At 45.0% G+C, this 17817-nt stretch carries 19 protein-coding genes; 9 read left to right on the top strand and 10 right to left on the bottom strand.

Features of this window, described 5'->3' with window-relative positions:
• Nucleotides 1-112: 112 nt before the first annotated feature.
• The 3 genes from hutZ to hutW all read right to left on the bottom strand — a co-directional run bounded on the left by hutZ (nt 113) and on the right by hutW (nt 2588).
• A complete protein-coding gene (gene hutZ, locus TSUB_RS20300; RefSeq protein ID WP_087017989.1) occupies nt 113-649 on the bottom strand; it encodes a heme utilization protein HutZ in 537 nt (178 codons plus the stop codon).
• A complete protein-coding gene (hutX, locus tag TSUB_RS20295) occupies nt 646-1161 on the bottom strand; it encodes a heme utilization cystosolic carrier protein HutX (protein WP_087017987.1) in 516 nt (171 codons plus the stop codon). The genes hutZ and hutX overlap by 4 nt, the downstream gene beginning before the upstream one ends.
• A gap of 65 nt (nt 1162-1226) precedes the next feature.
• Nucleotides 1227-2588 carry a heme anaerobic degradation radical SAM methyltransferase ChuW/HutW gene (hutW, locus tag TSUB_RS20290; protein WP_087017985.1) on the bottom strand — a complete coding sequence of 454 codons (1362 nt, stop codon included), beginning with the start codon at nt 2586-2588 and terminating at the stop codon, nt 1227-1229.
• A 143-nt stretch (nt 2589-2731) separates the two neighbouring features.
• Between hutW and TSUB_RS20285 the strand changes: the two genes are divergently transcribed.
• The 7 genes from TSUB_RS20285 to TSUB_RS20255 all read left to right on the top strand — a co-directional run bounded on the left by TSUB_RS20285 (nt 2732) and on the right by TSUB_RS20255 (nt 8106).
• Nucleotides 2732-3535: an energy transducer TonB gene (locus TSUB_RS20285; protein WP_087017983.1), complete on the top strand. Its 804-nt coding sequence runs from the start codon at nt 2732-2734 to the stop codon at nt 3533-3535.
• A gap of 35 nt (nt 3536-3570) precedes the next feature.
• The gene (locus TSUB_RS20280; RefSeq protein ID WP_087017981.1) at nt 3571-4263 is read left to right on the top strand and encodes a MotA/TolQ/ExbB proton channel family protein; all 693 of its coding nucleotides are present in this window, start codon (nt 3571-3573) and stop codon (nt 4261-4263) included.
• Nucleotides 4260-4682 (top strand): ExbD/TolR family protein, encoded by a 423-nt coding sequence (locus tag TSUB_RS20275; protein WP_087017979.1) that lies wholly within the window; start codon nt 4260-4262, stop codon nt 4680-4682. Before TSUB_RS20280 ends, TSUB_RS20275 begins: the two co-directional genes overlap by 4 nt.
• Entirely contained in the window at nt 4679-5536 is an 858-nt protein-coding gene (locus TSUB_RS20270) for a heme/hemin ABC transporter substrate-binding protein (RefSeq protein WP_087017977.1), read from the top strand. The genes TSUB_RS20275 and TSUB_RS20270 overlap by 4 nt, the downstream gene beginning before the upstream one ends.
• Nucleotides 5536-6594, top strand: a complete 1059-nt coding sequence (locus TSUB_RS20265; RefSeq protein WP_087017975.1) for a FecCD family ABC transporter permease — start codon at nt 5536-5538, stop codon at nt 6592-6594. The genes TSUB_RS20270 and TSUB_RS20265 overlap by 1 nt, the downstream gene beginning before the upstream one ends.
• Nucleotides 6591-7358 carry a heme ABC transporter ATP-binding protein gene (locus TSUB_RS20260; protein WP_087017973.1) on the top strand — a complete coding sequence of 256 codons (768 nt, stop codon included), beginning with the start codon at nt 6591-6593 and terminating at the stop codon, nt 7356-7358. The genes TSUB_RS20265 and TSUB_RS20260 overlap by 4 nt, the downstream gene beginning before the upstream one ends.
• Nucleotides 7359-7464: 106 nt before the next feature.
• A complete protein-coding gene (locus tag TSUB_RS20255; RefSeq protein WP_087017971.1) occupies nt 7465-8106 on the top strand; it encodes an SDR family NAD(P)-dependent oxidoreductase in 642 nt (213 codons plus the stop codon).
• A gap of 356 nt (nt 8107-8462) precedes the next feature.
• On the opposite strand, the gene TSUB_RS20250 is transcribed toward TSUB_RS20255, so the two are convergent.
• Nucleotides 8463-10811, bottom strand: coding sequence for an arylsulfatase (locus tag TSUB_RS20250; RefSeq protein ID WP_221274657.1), 2349 nt, complete (start codon nt 10809-10811; stop codon nt 8463-8465).
• 568 nt (nt 10812-11379) lie between these two features.
• Between TSUB_RS20250 and TSUB_RS20245 the strand changes: the two genes are divergently transcribed.
• The gene (locus TSUB_RS20245) at nt 11380-11781 is read left to right on the top strand and encodes a Crp/Fnr family transcriptional regulator (RefSeq protein WP_221274656.1); all 402 of its coding nucleotides are present in this window, start codon (nt 11380-11382) and stop codon (nt 11779-11781) included.
• A gap of 115 nt (nt 11782-11896) precedes the next feature.
• Here TSUB_RS20245 and TSUB_RS20240 read toward each other — a convergent pair whose 3' ends face one another.
• Nucleotides 11897-12535, bottom strand: a complete 639-nt coding sequence (locus TSUB_RS20240) for a Crp/Fnr family transcriptional regulator (protein ID WP_087017967.1) — start codon at nt 12533-12535, stop codon at nt 11897-11899.
• Nucleotides 12536-12601: 66 nt separating this feature from the next.
• Nucleotides 12602-13849 (bottom strand): anaerobic sulfatase maturase, encoded by a 1248-nt coding sequence (locus tag TSUB_RS20235; protein WP_087017965.1) that lies wholly within the window; start codon nt 13847-13849, stop codon nt 12602-12604.
• A gap of 186 nt (nt 13850-14035) precedes the next feature.
• Between TSUB_RS20235 and TSUB_RS20230 the strand changes: the two genes are divergently transcribed.
• Entirely contained in the window at nt 14036-14179 is a 144-nt protein-coding gene (locus tag TSUB_RS20230; protein WP_159064823.1) for a hypothetical protein, read from the top strand.
• Between the two features lie 133 nt (nt 14180-14312).
• Here the strand turns inward: TSUB_RS20230 and TSUB_RS20225 are convergent, their stop codons facing one another.
• The 4 genes from TSUB_RS20225 to TSUB_RS20210 all read right to left on the bottom strand — a co-directional run bounded on the left by TSUB_RS20225 (nt 14313) and on the right by TSUB_RS20210 (nt 17562).
• A complete protein-coding gene (locus tag TSUB_RS20225) occupies nt 14313-15203 on the bottom strand; it encodes a phosphotransferase (RefSeq protein WP_159064822.1) in 891 nt (296 codons plus the stop codon).
• A 259-nt stretch (nt 15204-15462) separates the two neighbouring features.
• Nucleotides 15463-16491, bottom strand: coding sequence for a hypothetical protein (locus tag TSUB_RS20220; protein ID WP_087024659.1), 1029 nt, complete (start codon nt 16489-16491; stop codon nt 15463-15465).
• Nucleotides 16492-16495: 4 nt separating this feature from the next.
• The gene (locus tag TSUB_RS20215) at nt 16496-16933 is read right to left on the bottom strand and encodes a hypothetical protein (RefSeq protein ID WP_087024657.1); all 438 of its coding nucleotides are present in this window, start codon (nt 16931-16933) and stop codon (nt 16496-16498) included.
• Between the two features lie 152 nt (nt 16934-17085).
• Nucleotides 17086-17562: a hypothetical protein gene (locus TSUB_RS20210; protein WP_221274655.1), complete on the bottom strand. Its 477-nt coding sequence runs from the start codon at nt 17560-17562 to the stop codon at nt 17086-17088.
• Between the last annotated feature and the right edge of the window lie 255 nt (nt 17563-17817).

Here is a 17817-nt window from a genome sequence, read left to right as displayed (position 1 = left end):
TATATTTCAGCGCAGCTGCAAGCTAAACGCGTGTAGCGGAAATTAAACCCCCTCAATACACTTGCGCTGTTAGAGGGAGCTTTTCATTTACCGAATATCTAATTTGAAAATATTAGATATCTTCTTTCATGTTTTTAACATGACCTTCATTGAGATGAACAATATCTACCATTTCAAAACCTGTGACATCAAACGCTTTACCAAAGCCCTTTACATAACGGCCTTTTTCAGGCGTTAACAAGTAAAGTCGAAAATCACCCAGGTTGCTTAGATTATCTATCATCTCGCCAAAGCGATTTGTCAGCGTTTGAATGCCTGCGGCCCACGCTGGGGTGTCGCGTTCAATAAGCTGCGCGGCGGTATCAAAAGACAATCGGCGACGGGCAAAAATACTCTTTGCGTCTTGCTCGTCATCAATCATCATGATCGACAAGCTTTTGTTATGTTTTAGATTTTGACCGTGCGCCGCAAGATCACTCACCAAGATGTAAAAGCCCGCTTCATCAAAGGCGAAAGGGGCATAACTCGCGCTAGGAAGACCATTTTTCCCAATAGTTGCCAGTTGCAACGTCAAGCAATTATCGCGAAATTCTTGCATTTCAGGGACTAAACGACTTTCTAAGCGCGCTTGTTTCACTTCAGGGTTCATGCGAATTCCTTTTTCATTGCATGGAACTTTTCAACTTGTTCGGGAATAAGGTTACGTGCTTTGTCGCGACCAAGGTAGACTTTAAAAACACACTCGCCTTGTGCATTAAAGAAAGTAATTTGATGGGTCTCCATGCCGTGAAAAGGCTTACTAACAAATGCAATATCCGTAATTAAATCAAGTCTAAGGTGACCGTTTAATCCTTCGCGACTTAATAAATTGTAATAGCCATGATTTGTTTTTCCTTTTGGAAAGGTACCTTTAATTTCAAAGATAGAGCCAAAAGAAACAATGATCGTAGTTACCTTACCCCATTCAGGTAATTGAGTCAGGATGGCTTCAGCGTGTTTACCCTCTACCGCAGTGACCATTTCAGATGGCATCACGAGTGTCACTTCGGCTTCTTTTAGCCCAATGTTTTCTGCCATGTCAGGAATTGACATGCCAGCGTTTTCTTCAATCAGTGCTGCGACTTTTTGCTTTGCTTCTTCACGTGTACAAGTGGTGTACATGGTATCTCCTAGATTGAACCATGAGGTTCTTAATATTTTAGTCGTTAGAGTTTCTACAATTTTCGTTATGCCGCGACATGGTCAGATTGTGACGCGTCATTGAGCATGCCGATGGTGCGAATCATGGCTTGTGCTAAGGTGACATTCCAAAACTGCCCTGCGAGAGTTAGCGTGACATAACCTTCCGTTAACTTTACTAAGCCATTCTTTTCCCACGCCTGAAACAGGGGCATCAAGCGACCAAAAAGGTCTTCATTGACGATTAGGTTGAGTGTTCGTTTTGCAACTACACCACGATCAAATGCCGCTTTAACATAACTCGTTAATTCTCCACCCGGTGCAGCACGCATCATCATCGGCACTGGATACTGGTCTGCGTTTATCGCGGCAATGTAGTCTTCCATTTTGCGCGTTTGCATCATTTGTAGTCCACCAACATTCCCCCCGGCCCCAGCGCCGATCGGTAATACTTCAGCGGTGGTTTTAGCCAAACTGTTATAAATGCTGCGCTCGCGGTTATCTTTCGCCCAGTGGTTACAACTCAGCCTTCTTTGATGGTGGGTTGCCATAAACTGCACGCCACGTTCGAACATTGTCGCTTTGGTAGGTGTGTCAGCTGGCATAGGGAGTTTGCCTTGCTCAACCATGCGGTGCATCGGTAACCCTTGCATATCAATCAGTTGATAAAGGTCGACACCATGCGCACCCGACGCCAAATACCCTTCTAAGTCAGACTGCCAAATATCCAGAGTTTGATATGGCAAACCAAACAACAAGTCGATCACGATAGGGGCACTGTTATACGCCACCAGCTCTTGAATTCGCTTGATGACAACATCGCCATCATCAAGACGTTTCGCGGCACGGCGAACCTTGGAGTCAAAACTCTGCACACCAAATGAGAAGCGGTTAAAACCGCCAGCCAGCGCAGATTCAAACTTGTCGTTGCCAAATTTGTTGATGCGACCTTCTAATGTCAGTTCGCAATCTGGCGTCAATGGAAAATGATCATGAATCGCACGGCCTAAGATACGGAGTTGCTCAGCGCTCAAGTCTGTCGGCGTGCCGCCACCAATGTAGACCGCTTGAAAAGGCGCAGCTTGTGTCCAAGGTTGTGCCGCTTTTCGTTTTAGCTCCACCATCAATGCGGTGAAGTAGTCATCAATCATTGTTTTACTCGACGCATATTGAAAGAAATTACAATACGTACACCGAACGCGACAAAAAGGAATATGGATATAGAGACAACGTGCACCGCTTTGTGTAGGTACAGAATCAAGCGCCATTTGCAAAGCAGACTGAACTTGTGGAGGAGGAACAGGCGCGGACTTACCACCGCTGTGTGGTGCCGCTTTTCTTGCAAAAGCGTAACGAAGTGGGTCCGGCGTCGACTGCCCAACTAGTTCAACATTGTTAAAATCAATCATACTACTCACAGATGCCTCTATAATATTTAACACTCTCAAAACAAGTGATATCAGCTACTTGACGCATCATACAAAGTTTTATTGAGAATGCAATTGATAATTGATCTTATTCGGATTGTCTGTATTATTGATCATGTTTCGACATGACACGCATTTTTAAGACTATGAACCTACGCCGTTACATTACCTCTGGCGCTGTCGCACTACTGATACACGGTGTCGCTTTTCCAGATCAAAAACCGCATCTCGTCATCGGGCCGCAATCTGATACTGACGGGCACACTATTGCGTTGACTTTTGCTGCCCCTGCAGCACAAAAACCGACCATCGAACCCATAAAAGCTGAACCCGAGCTGAACCAACCAGCAGAAACACCTGAACAACCCCTGAACGAACCAGAAATACAGCCAACACCTGAAGACGTGCCACCAGAGCCAATACCAGAGCCAGAGCCAGAAAAAGTCAGACCGGTACCACAAGAAAACCCTCAACCCAAACCAGTACAGGAAAAACCAAAAAGGGAGCCTGTGGCTGAGGAACAACCTCAAGACGTAGAAAAAGAGGTGGTAGAGGAAGAGATTGAAAACACTGCTGTTGAAGAAATTAATGACGCGTCGCCAACAGAAGTCACGCAACAAGAAACCAACTTTGCCCAGTCAGCACCCGCTAAGTTGATTGAGAATCCTACTTTCTCGACTAAGCCCGGGCCAGTGAACTATCCACGTCAAGCGCGCCGACGCGGTATGCAAGGGACGGTTTGGCTAGACATTGAACTCGATGTCAACGCGTCTATCCGCAATATCGTTATCGCAGACTCATCCGGCCATGACGTACTCGACGACGCGGCAATCAAAGATGTCGCTAAGTGGCATTTTTCACCTTATTTAGAAAACGGACATCCCATCGCCTACCGTGTGCGGGTCCCTGTGCGTTTTAAACTGAATTAATTCACTGACGTGAAACTATACATAGAGAGACAATAATGAGTATTTTTTCAACAATCCAATCTCAGCTTGGTGTCATGAGCTGGCCGTTGATTGCCCTTTCCGTTATCACGCTGACGATCATCATTGAACGCCTCGTCTATATCGTGCTTAACAGCCGCTTTCATGGCCGGGCGATACTGAGTGCACTTTACGAGTTAGACGTCGCAGACCAGCAGCAACTTGCAGACTTTGCACAGGCCCATGGTAGTCAACGCTCTCCGCTTTCTCGTGGTGTGTCAATGTTGTTCAATCATCGTCATTTCCCAAAACAGTTGCGTGAAGAAGCGGTCTCTATCTGGCTTCACACCCAGCGTCAACGCTTTGTTTCTGGACTACGCGTTCTGAATATCATTGGTGTGATCAGTCCTTTAATTGGACTTCTCGGCACCGTATTAGGTCTGATTGGTATGTTTGAAGGCATTGCACAAACAACCGGTTCTGTCACCCCCTCTGACTTAGCTGATGGTCTCGGTCTCGCGATGGCAACGACTGCCGCCGGTTTGATCATTGCGCTACCTTCGATTACTTGTTCACAGCTTTTTTCGGTCTGGGCCGACAAGGTTATCGCGAAAATTGAGTACACACTGAATCATTGCAATCTCTATTTAGAAGGCGTCTCTATCGATAAACCGCACTGCCCTAAACCTTGTGAAGAGCACTGTGATAAAGAAGAGAAGTGTTGCGCATGATTAGTTCTCAAAGCCATCAATCATCACAAGATTTCAAGCCGGATTTAACGCCATTGCTCGATATCATCTTTATCGTCATGGTTTTCCTGCTCCTCACGGCAAGCATCAATATCCAAACGCTAGAAATTGATGTGCCTCAAACTGACGAAGAGAGTGTGCTAACTAACGTTGAGCAAGATGTCATTGCCATCAATATCAAATCGACGGCGCCGCATTGGGCCATCAATGGTACGACATACACCCATTGGGATGAGTTTACCCAAGCCTTGCTCGACAACGTTGCCGAGCACCCTGAGCATTCTTTGATTCTCGGTGCAGATAAGCAGGCCAACGTCGAGCTCATGTTGAAAATGCTTGCCTTTATGCAAAAGCACCATCTCTCACAGACACAAATTATTATGGAAGAGGCACCACAGTGAAAAAGACCTTCATCACCGCAATCACACTATTAGCAAGTGCTGTATCTAACAATGCAATCGCGGAGACTGAGCAACGCATCATCAGTGTTGGCTCCACGGCCACCGAAATTATCTACGCGCTCAATAAGCAAGATACACTCGTCGCGGTTGATTTCTCTAGTCGCCACCAAACGGCTGGCAGTGACATTCCTGAAGTGGGTTACCATCGTCAACTGTCGGCCGAAGGCTTACTTTCTCTCGCGCCGGATACGATCGTAGGCTCTGCCGAAATGGGTCCCGCTTCCACTATCAATACCTTGAAAAGTGCGGGCGTCGATGTCCGAGAAGTCTCTACAGGTAATGACAGCAGCGATCTCCTTACCCGTATTGACGAAGTGGCAACGCTGACCCATGCGGGTGACGAAGCCAATCTGTTAAAAGCCACAGTATCAAACCGCTTCAATGCCCTTGAAGAAAACCAACCTGCGCAAGCACCCAAAACTGTGTTTGTGATGCTCGCGGAAGGGCGTCCGATGACTGTCGCTGGTGAGAATACCCCAGTGAACTCGATCATCACACTGGCAGGCGGTATAAATCCCGCACAGGCGCAATTTGATTCTTACAAACCTATGTCCATCGAAGCCATCATAGAAATGCAGCCAGACTACATTCTGGTTGCTGAAAGAAGTTGGGAAGCGATGGGCGAACTCGACGGGATACTAAAGAAGATTCCGTTGCTTGCGGCGACACCAGCAGGCAGTGAGCAGCGCATCATTCCGGTACGTAGTGCTGCTATTATTAACGGGTTTGGCTTGCAAAGCTTAGATCTTGCTGAAACCCTTCAACACGCGTTTGTGAACGGAACAGCCAAGTAATGCAATCTTCAACCTCTAGACTGCCCTTTGGCATGTTATTGATGGGCGCGTTTGTCGCCCTTTATGTTGCGGTCATCAGCTCGATCACCCTTGGCCCGATGGACATTAGCTTCTTTGATAGCTTAAAAGCCTTGCTACCCAACAGTTGGTTAACGGGCGAATCCTCCCTCCCGGCCCATGTTCAGATGGTCATTCAGCAAGTGCGCTTACCAAGAACTTTACTCTGCATAGCGATTGGGGCTTTACTGGCGATGTCGGGTGCGGTGATGCAAGGTTTGTTTCGCAATCCTCTCGCCGACCCCGGCATTATCGGTGTCTCGGCGGGTGCGAGTTTAGGTGCTGCCATCGCTATCGTCATGTTTGGCTCCCTTGCCGCAAGCTTTCCTATTCTTCTTCTCTTTGGCACCGTGCCCTTATTCGCCTTTTTGGGTGGTGCGATAACGACTGTACTGGTTTACAAACTGGGCACGAGTGAAAACGGGACATCTGTTGCGATGATGCTGCTTGCGGGTGTTGCAATCGGGGCATTGGCTGGTGCGGGTTTAGGCCTGATGAACTACTTCGCTGATGATCAAGCACTCCGTGATTTGGCACTTTGGAGTATGGGTTCGTTAGCCGGTGCCAGCTGGAATGGCATCTTATTAAGCTTTTCTGCATTGGCGATCTTATTCGTCTTGTTCTATCGCGATGCCAACAAGCTGAATGCGTTGTTGCTAGGCGAAGCGGAAGCGAACCATATGGGGATTAACGTACAAGGACTAAAGCGCCGCTTGATTCTGCTAACCGCAGCGGGAGTCGGCATCACCGTTTCGCAAGCAGGGATGATCGGTTTTATCGGCCTCATCGTTCCCCATGTCGGTCGCATGATCTGCGGTCCAAATCATCGTCGGTTAATTCCCTTAGCCGCGATACTCGGCGCCCTACTCTTGCTTGTGGCTGATATGCTCGCCCGCACCATTGTTGCGCCGCTCGATATGCCTGTTGGTATTGTCACCGCAATTTTGGGTTCACCTTTCTTTATCTGGCTATTGATTCAACAAAAAGGAAAGCTGGCATGAGTGCGATCTCTTTTCAACATCTTGATCTGACGTTGGGACCAAAATGCATACTGAAGGATGTATCATCAGACATCCATGCGGGCGAAGTCACCATACTGTTGGGCCCAAACGGCACAGGCAAAAGCAGCTTGCTTAAATTGATCAGTCGCGAGTGGAAAACCAAAGGTGATGTCGCCTACTTTGGTAAAAACCTCAAAGACTGGCAGCCTTCTGACCTTGCTAAACACTTAGGCGTCCTTCCCCAACACAGTAACCTCACCTTTGGGTTTACAGCGCGAGAAGTCGTTGAACTCGGTGGGCTTAATTTAGACGCTTCACAGAAAATGATCGCACAAATCGCTGAAGATCATATGCGAACCACCGACACACTGCATTTAGCCGATCGTTTATTTCCTTCCCTTTCCGGAGGTGAAAAGCAACGGGTTCAACTCGCACGCGTATTAACGCAGATAAAACAAAGCGGTTCGCACCGTGCGTTACTACTCGATGAACCGACCTCGGCGCTGGATCTCAAGCACCAACACAAAACACTGGCTCTCGCAAAACAGATGGCAAAACAAGGTGCAGCCGTGGTTGCCGTTATTCATGATCTCAATCTGGCGGCACAATACGGGGATCGCCTACTCCTCCTCAACGCAGGCCACATTGTTGCTGACGGTACACCAGAAGAGGTACTTACCGCAGCGCGCATAGAAGAAGTTTATGACTGGCAAGTAACGGTAATGACTCATCCTCAACAAGGATATCCGCTGGTGATTGGCTAAATGATCATATTTTTCAACGTTTCTCCCTGCAGTAGACATAAATCTCTAGTGAAAACGCTGTAACGTGAGTGATAATTATTATCAAATTACATTAAAGGAACCATTTATGAATCCAATCGTAGTGTGGGGCGCAAGTAGCGGCCTTGGTTTGGCTATTGTTGAATACTTTTCTCAAGCTGGATTCGAGGTCATCGGTGTTGCACGTAATCCCGACAAATCCCCCGAGTTGAAGGCGGCTTGTAAAGCGACCCACATTTGTGACGCGACCGACCAACAGCAAGTTGAGGCGGTGGTTAATGCCTTACCAAATGACGCCTGGGTTATCTCGACCATGGGCAGTTTCCGCGCCCCTGTACCTGTTGATTATATCGGTCACCGCTACTTAATTGATGCCCTGCAAGAAAAGAATCTAATGCGCTTTTTCCTTGTCACCTCGCTAGGGTGTGGTGACTCTTGGCAGTTCCTGTCTGAACGTGCTCGCCAAGGCTTTGGTGACGCGGTTCGCGAAAAATCGCTTGCAGAAGCTTGGCTACAAAGCAGTGATTTGGACTATACCATTCTGCGCCCTGGTGGCTTAGTCAATGGCCCAATGACAGAAAGTGGCGAGTTATCACAAGGAATAGAAGTACACGGTATTATCCACCGCAGCGAAGTCGCGCGTCTTGTTCATCAACTCCTCGATTCACCCGACAGCGTAGGACAAGTTTACGCCTGTGTTGATAAGCAAGCAGTTGTCGCTGGCAAGTAGAACTTCAAGTGCATGTTAATACTCGGCTTGTTTTATCATCACTTGTGTTTCTGATGGAATACGTATGATTGAAACAGACTTATATTCAGCCCACCTCGCGATATAGGATTCAGAAGCGGCTACGTCGAGTCCAAAACAACTAACCCCTATGCACAATGTGTGACTAGGGGTTATTTTAAATACTTCAATAAATCTCTTTGTCGCCATGTCCCATTGGCCTCACTCGTTGTTACAACTGCTTCTCGGTATCCACAGGAACCTCGAAGTCAAACGGTGGAGCAATGAGCAACCTATGCCGTCATTGAAAAAGCCGCTTATGCAAAGCGGCTTAGTTTCATAACGCGATTGAGACGAGACTACTTATGAATAGCATGTAGCTTCATCGTTGCATTTTTCAGCTCATACGGGGCTTTATCGAAGTAGTACGCTGAGACTGGCGAACCGACATCGATACCCACATCAAAGGTGCTTGAGAAGCTGTAGATGAGTGGCGTTGTACGCGGGATAACCGTTTCAACAAGTGACTTACCATTGTAGGTAATATCCACACTCAACTCACCACCCCAGTTCTTGTCTAGACGACGAGACTCAATCAATAGCTGGCCTTCACCTAGTGGCAGCGGTTTCTCCGAGCGATGGATAAAGCGCTCTACAGCCATTTGGTTGAACTCATAGACAAGGTGACGATCTTCGTCAATATAGACAGCAACACCACCGGCAACATTACCCAGAGCAAACAACACACCCTCTGCACCTTCTTCAAGGTCCAAATCAATGGTTACATCGTTGTCCACCATACCTACTTTCGGGGCGTTAAACTCTGGAATACGTGTTTGACCTGCAATGAGTGACCATTCAGTCAAGCCAGCACTTACAATTTGGCTTGGATCAAGCATTGGCAACAAAGAAGCACCCAGCGGCAGTACTTTGTTATCAGCAGCTTGCTCCATGAATAACGCCTTCATTTCTTCCAGTTTTTCAGGGTATTGTGCAGCGACGTTGTTCTTTTGGTTGAAGTCTGAACGTAGATCAAACAGCTCCCACTCATCGTTATCTGGGTGCCAATTGATCACTTCTTGAATGGTTGGGTTCCAAGGCGTTCGAGCACCAAAGGCAGAGGCCATCCAGCCATCATGGTAAATAGCGCGACTACCAAAGATCTCAAAGTACTGAACCTTATCAGCAGCTTCAACATTGGCATCTTCGAACGTATAAGTCAGAGACACGCCATCAATCTTTTCTTGCTCGTGCCCATCAACGACTTTTGGTGCCGGAATATCTAGAACATCATAGATAGTTGGTGCAATGTCGTTCAGGTGGTGGAACTGGCTACGAGGCGCTTTATCTGCCTTAATACCGTCAGGCCAGTGAATGATCATCGGTGTTCTTGTACCACCAAAGTACGACGACGTTAGCTTCGTGTATTGGTAAGGAACATTACCAGCCCAAGCCCATGAAGCCGCGTACATTGAGTCAAGCTCCGGACCACCGAGTGCATCGAGGCCACCATACATTTCATCCAACGCATTCATTTGCGTTTCAGTATCATAGACGTGGTTTAGGTTGTTAATGGCGATCATTTCGTTGATCGTACCAAAACCACCTTCAGCAGATGCACCATTGTCACTGAAGATATAGAAAATCAGCGTGTTATCTAGCTCTTCTTGCGCTTTCAGTTCATCGATAAGCTTGCCAATGTTGTAATCCGTGTGCTCAAGGAAGCCAGCGTAAACTTCCATTAGCTTAGCTTGGTAAGCCTTTTCGCGATCACTCAGTGTATCCCACTCAGCCATACCTTCTGGCATAGTATGGTCAACGGCATCTTCAGGGATCCAACCTAACGCTTTTTGATTCTCAAAGACTTCGTCACGGTATGCTTGCCAGCCGGCGTCGAACTTACCTTCGTACTTTTCAATCCACTTTTTGTGCACTTGGTGTGGACCATGAACCGCACCTGGTGTCCAGTACATAAAGAATGGGCGATCAGGCGTCAGTGCTTTATGATTGCGCAACCAGCCAATCGCTTGCTCAGCCATATCATCGGTTAAGTGATAATCCGGATCGTGTGGGGGCTCGATTGCAACCGTGTTCTGATATAGGCCCGGTTCGTATTGGCTCGTCTCACCACCAAGAAAACCATAGAAGTAGTCAAAGCCATGGCCGGTTGGCCAGCGATCAAATGGGCCCATCTCAGTTGCGTATTGAATAGGGGTGTTATGCCACTTACCAAAAGCAGATGTGTTATACCCATAGTGACCAAGCACTTCAGCAATGGTTGCCGTCGTCTTTGGAATTTCTGCAGTGTAGCCTTCGAAATCACTGCCTACCTCTGGAACACTACCATTACCTACACGGTGATGATTGCGACCAGTCAGTAGCGAAGCGCGGGAAGGCGAGCATTGTGCTGTAGTATGGAAGGCATTGTAAGAAATACCGCCCTCTGCCAACTCAGTCATCGCTGGTGTGTCAATCAGCCCGCCGAACGTACTAGGATGGCCAAACCCCGCATCATCAAGCATGATGATCAGGATATTGGGTGCGTCCTCTGCCAACTTATCTTGGACCGGGGTTTTAACATAAGTTGACTCCGCTAACGCGTCATGAATCACACTTGGATTGGGTATTTTTGGAAACGGCAAGACATCCGATGCTTGTACAGCAGTCGCTGCCATCATCGCTGTCGCAATTACAGAAAGCTTATTCATGATATTCTTCTACCTTGAGAATACAATAACTACTATTGAAAAAATAAATTTCAGCCTAAGTTACTCTTTATTATTGGCAAATAGCCATGAGAAACACATTGTTAGCTATCTTTAACTTAAGACCAATTAAAAGAAACAACATCCTATATTTTATATGCTATTCAATTGCAAAGTAGCAAAACAGGCTCTAAAATGCTTAAATTAGACATTTCACGCTAAGTATGACCGTAGCGCGAATCATTTTATCGAAGGCCTTGGACAATGCCTTTGGTTTAGCAACGATAAAAGGCGAAAGGAAAGTGAAATTTACTTTTGAAGTTAGAAATGTGTTCAACACTTCCACAACACTATCCAACAAACTAATAACCTCTGGAAATATCGAATTACACCCGGCTGGTCATATTATTAGAGATCGTCAAGACTTCTCCGAACATGTCTATTTCATCTTAAGTGGACTGGTCTATGTCAGCAGCTACAGAGAGAACTGCACGCATCTCAATGCCATTTTGAATCAGGGAGACATCAGTAATATACTTGGTGTTCTAACAAAAACAAAATGCCATTAAAAATGGATTCATTAACAGATGTTAGGCTTCTCTCGATCCCTACCCATATAGCGATTGATATATTCGAAAATGATTTTGAATATGCAAAATTAATCGCAAAGGCGTCCGCAAATAATCTTTTCAAAGTCAATAATATTTTAGAGGTTCAACGACTGAAGAACCAAGCGAGTAAAGTAAAGTCAGTACTCTATTTCTTGTTTAGCTTGTCAGATCACGAATTCATTACAATAACCACGATGCAACTATCTGAATTTATTGCAATTTCAAGAAGCACCGCCACCAAGGTTTTAAAAGAGCTAGAAGCACAAGAATTGATCAAGATTAGCTATGGAAAGATTGAAAAAGGTGTGAACTGGGACGAGGAGTGGACCCCTTTTGGACAACAGGTGTTTACACTGAATTGAATTATGGAAATTAAATCAGGTTGTTACTGTAAGGTTTAGCTATTGATATGTGTAAGCACATATCTTTAGTAACTAATAAATCATAGCCTATGACGCAGTAAATCTAAGTTAGCCACTACTCCTTCAAGAGGTGAACTACTTTATTTTCGACTTTTATATGCCCTTCCTGCTCTAGCTCTTTAAGTACTTTTGGCATTGCATTTCTAGAGATATAACACATCGATGCTAAGTTTTTAATGCTCATTTTTATACTATTCTTTCCATTAAAAGAGGTAGCGGCTCTGAGCATACCAAGCACTTTCTTTTTATGATCTTTCTCAATACGAAAGTGAAAAGACAACCCCGCTATTTGAGATTTCTTCGCCAACGATTTTAAAATAACCCGATTAAACTCTATCGACGAGTCTAATAATGTATAGAAGTGATCGACTGGCAAAATAGCAAGTACCCCACTCGTTGTACATAAGATACTTTCGGTTTTAAAGCTATTATTAATGCTTGCACCATCGTTAATAATACTGCCAGAAGAAAAAACCGCATAATGATAGTCTACGCCTTCATGAAAAGGGGCTTCCATGGCAAGTTCTCCCTTAAGCACAAAAATAATATGCTCAGGGATCCGTCCTGAAAAACGGGCAAAGTTGCCTTTTTTTACTTTTTTAACAATGGAACGACTAAGTATGTCTTTAGCAAGATCAATGGATAGATTGAACTCTTCGACCAACAAAGAAACCTCTGCCTTATTACTGCTCAATATTACGACCTTTGATTCTTACAGTATAGTGATTGGTGCTGAAACCGTACTCGCTAATCATAGTTTTTAGAAACTTGGTGTCAAGCCTCTCGCATCCATATCACTTGCTAGGCGCATAATACCTGACGTGCTTTGATCCATCTTAATCAGCTCACGCATCGCTTTCATATACGGCGCAGTGCGCTCGAAAAACAGCTGATAACTTGCACAAAAATAGTTATGGTTTGGTACGCCTGTTTTAGACATCGCAAATCGATGCTTCGGACACCCACCATTGCAGAGTGGCTTCATTGGGCAGTGTTGGCAGTTAGCACTCAACCCTTTCTCTTTGTCTAGACCAAATTCGACAGCTTGACTCGATTGGTTAATCGCCTTAATGGTCGTGTCATGAATGTTACCCAGTAAATGCTCAGGATAGACAAAGTGATCACAGTTATACACATCCCCATTCGCTTCAAGGATGAAGGCATGACCACAATTTTGCTGGTGATGACATATTTCAGATCCCGCTCCAATCCAGAGACTAAGCGTACTATCAAAAGCATTCACGAAGATACGCCCTACATCATTTCTTACCCAATAAAAAAAGATCTGCCACAAAAACTCACCGTAGGCCTTGGCAGGCACAGACCATTCAGTCACCTTTGCGATCTCTTCACCCGGCATTACAAGTCGAAGTGTTTCATTTTTCGAATCCACACCATGTTGTAACTCGCGTTCAACCAAAGGAATGAACTGCATATGCTGAGCGCCTAAATGCTTAAAGTAGTTGTATACCTCTAAAGGCTGCTTGGCATTTTCTGCATTGACAACACAGAGGATATTAAACTCAACACCATGCTTTTTCAGAAGCTCGATCGCAGCGACAACCTTAGCGTGGCTACCTCGGCCTGCTCTGTTGACACGGTAATGATCGTGCAACGCTTCTGGACCATCTATTGAGATACCAACTAAGACATTATGTTGTTTAAAAAACTGACACCACTGCTCATCAACTAACACGCCATTCGTCTGAAACGCATGATGAATTTCTTTACCTTCACCGTAGCGATCACATAGCCTCATCGCATGTTCAAAGAACTCAATGCCTGCCATCGTAGGTTCGCCACCTTGCCAAGCAAAGTTCACGACACCACTGTCTTGTGCGTCAATGGTTTGCCTAATATAGATTTCGAGTGTTTCTAGTGACATCTGCCATGCTTTATCACGCGTTGGATAGAGCTTTTCTTTCTCAAGATAGAAACAATATTCACATGATAGATTACAGACCGGACCCGTTGGCTTGGCCATCACATGGCAATTGCTTGGACTCATTAGGCATACCTCTCTATTGAAAATAGCGCAGAAATTATATGCTCTCTGAAAATCCTAAACGCACTAAGAGTGCATGAATAGCCAATCATCATCTTAAATGACAATAGATCCCTCTAAAGCTGTTTAAAGATAGAAAGTAATGGAAACGGTGTTTTCTAGCAGGTATAGCATGGTAGGTGCCAATTTGTGGCAGTCACAAAAGTAGAAGTCGACGGCATTACCCACCGCAGTGTAGCCGCACGTTTTGTTCATCAACTACTCGATTCAACCGACAGAGTAGGACAAGTTTACGCCTGTGTTGATAAGCAAGCAGTCGTTGCTAATAAGTAGGCCGATTTCGCTTGCTAGATTAAGCCGAATTTACCTCGGGTTTAATTATCTATTTGCATGTAATTTTTTATGATCGGAGTGCTGTTTAATTGCGTAGAGACTCAGCAAACGAGCGCTATTAGCTCAACCTACATCACTTAGGCATCACCGAAGAGAGAAAACCAATGTGATGAGCAAAGAACTTTTCATGTAAATAGCCTGTCGCTACCGCAACGTCAATTTGTAATGCAATGATCCAGAGATGGCGGATTGCAACAAACATGTCAACGGCTTCAAGTTCTTGGCTTGTTAATGTGCGATGCTCTGTATATGCCTGAATAAAGCTTTCCCATCTCATATCTAGTTTATCAACGAGATGCGCTCGCCATTTAAATACAGCCAGATCATATGCTCGGTAGCCATAACCACAACAGTCAAAATCAAAAAATGTCAGCTGCGAACCATCATAATGGGCGTTTCCACCATGCAAATCGCCATGGCAAAAGCCATGCTTTAGCTGAGATGGCTCGATAGACTTAAGTCGTTGAAAGAGCTTATCTGCACCATTTTTTAACTCTTCCCACAATGCCGGATAACGGTATTCTACAAGAGGAGAAATCACTTGCATCGGTTTCTTAATAAGGTAATCGCCGTCAAGTACTCTTTCATGATTCACCGTCATTTTATCCGTTATATCATGGATTTTCGCTACTGCTCGGCCGTACATCGCACCGTCTTCATGACGACTAAAAGCTAACTCATCACCGGATGCATATGACATAAGTACCGCATATCTTGGCCCTTCAGGTGCGCTTAATTGCTGTACGCTGTTTCCCATTCTATCTTTCAAAGGTACAGAAACATTTACACCCATGAGAGAAAGGTATTCGACGGCCGCTATTTCGTATTCAATTTCTACCAATGTCCGCCATTGATAGCGATAAACGCGTAATAGATAACGCCCTGAAGCTGTCACGACTTTATAACTATCGTTAACCCCTTGGCAGATTAAGGTACAAGATTCGATTGAATCTAGTTTATACATGGACAGTATTTGCTTTTGTAATGACTGGCCACATAGTACAGAGCAGCTAGCTTTAACCACGGGGGACTTATTTATAAGTATAGACATTTGTTCACTTAATAAAAACGCACGAGAACTCGTGCGTTACTGAATCAGGTGAGCAATAGTAACAACTTAATTCCTTTAGTCCAGTTACAACTCTTTTTTAACCGTTATAAATCAACTAAAGCGAATAATATACACGCTAAATCTGAGATAAATTTTCATACTGGCTAATTATCTAGACAGATTTAAGATACCGAATCGCTTCTTTTTCTTCCGAAGACGTCCAACCACTCTCCATCGTTTGAATCAAATATTGTTTTAGTGCAGTATGTATTTTTAATGCCTGTTGTGTCACCGGATAATTTCCGTGTCTTACCGTATTCACATAGTGAGCAGCGACATCGTCTGCATCGGTCGAATACTTATCATTTAATTCGATAAATACTGCCATCACCTTGTCTAATTCATATCGACACTCTGAAACCAATGCTTCAGCCATTTTCTTTTCATTTGTCGAGACAAGATTAGTAAATCGAGGAATAAAGTTTCTCGCAAACTCACCATCAGGTCCGGCGAGCTCTATGTAGACCTGATCTGCCATGATCGCGCCTAAAACGCCACCCACAACGATACCCACACCGACCCCAATAGGACCAAACCAAATGCCTGCGACGGCGCCACCAGCCGCCCCGCCAGCGAAACCGCCACCGACATTGGCCACTTCTCGACCTGCTGCTTTGACCTTATTCTGTGAGTGACTAATGTTGTACACCGCGATACAGATCGTCAAAACCCATAGCGCCCGCCCCACTTTCCCGAGGTTTGCTGCACGCGTATTGACACGGGCATTGGGACGCCCAGCACTGTCAACAATGTACTTGTAGATTGAAAGCGCTTCAGCCTCAGTCAACTCACTAAAAGCTTTACCAAACTGACGTTGGGCATTTTTGTCGAGTAGCGCATCAAAATCGATACCACGTGCCTTTAGCTTAATGGCTTTGGCGTTACCGAGATCACTGGTTCGAGAGCGCGCAAATGCCATGATTTCATTCCGCATTTCAGTCGCTGTCATCGCCGCTTGTTTAGGCGTCAACCCACCCGTACGATATGCCGTTCTTAACTCGTTTGACATCCGTCTGGTGCGCTCGTTATAAAGCATTCGAACATTCGCATCATTGATAAACCTTGTCGCGAAATTGACTGCAGCGACCTCCATTTGACGAATACTATTTTCAACATCATCTTCAGTAACAAAGGTTTCCATTAATCTATTCCCTGATGAGTATATTTAATGCGCTTGTTGTAAAGCGCTTTTCATAGTGAATCCCTTCAGCCGCGAGTAGTTTTTTCCAAGTCGATGGTGCAGTATCACTGCCAACAAGCAACTGAAGCTCAGTCTTGTCCCAAAAAGTAAAAAGCAAACTACCATCTGACAATGGTTGTAAGGACTGAACAATACCGGCTGTATATGCTCGGAATAGGGTAACGCTGTCTCTCATGTGCCCATCTTTGTCAAACAACGAAATATACAGTGTCTCTTCAAACGGGCAGTTTTCCGTAGTTAAAAACAGCGTGCCCTGACTCCCAACGTCAAAAACAGCTTCAAGTGTTCTTCCAGCGACAGAGTAAATAGTCTGTTCTGGTTGCACTGTCACCTTGAGTTCATCATTTCGATCATCGATGAGGTAACTGTCTATCTGCTGCATAGGTATTCCATTATCACATTTTGGGGGGCACATAGTAGATTCGCCTTCAATATCGGAGCTAGTGCTAATTGAGCAAGGCAATATTTCTTTCGATCAAACACTTAAAAACAATATTGTTAGTTTCACAATATTTAGTTTTTTGTAGTAACCTCTTATTTCATTGATTCATTCTTGTATCTATGTTGATTTGCTTTTTCGTTACAGCGGGAGACGCGCAACTGACTCGGTTTAAAACGCTGCGAATAAAAAATCTCCCGGCGACGAATGAGACGGGAGAGGTCAAACTTCGCATTATCCTTCACGCTCACTGAATGTCGCAAGCCGCGAATAAACTGGAATGAGATGCCATTGCCCTCTTCGATTTCTACATACTTTAATATACTCGGTTCGTAAGCTTTAAAAATCTTCACCTTGTCAATCACTTCACCTTCAAAACTGTATAAGCAAAGATAAAGCGACTCTTCAAATGGACGACTATTTGCTGACAAACACAGGAAATACTTATCTCTACAAACGTATACCCGTTCGACATGATTACCCAGAACGGGTAAAACGAGAGCAAAATCAGGCACCAACAACGTCATATTTCGTCGTTTTTTTTGGACATGATAATTGCTGATCTCTTCCATTTTCCTACTTCTTTGTCTTTCGCTCTGTTAATTTTACGGCAGTTCGAAATAGACAACTGTATTTATTCTCAGACGAGTACGAAAATGCTAGCAAAATCCCTCTTTTTCGCGTTTTTTGCACAATAAACCACCATTCAAGCCCTACCTCACCGCCAACTTAGCCAAATGTCACCACACCCTCATCCAAGAGAGCCAGACAATGCTTTACCGAGATCGCTGATTTGGCATGTATCTCGATTTATTTCACTTTCACAC

The organism is Thaumasiovibrio subtropicus (assembly GCF_019703835.1).
GTDB lineage: Bacteria > Pseudomonadota > Gammaproteobacteria > Enterobacterales > Vibrionaceae > Thaumasiovibrio > Thaumasiovibrio subtropicus.
The sequence above is the reverse complement of the archived record's forward strand: the minus strand, read 5'-3'. Positions and strand labels throughout refer to the sequence as shown.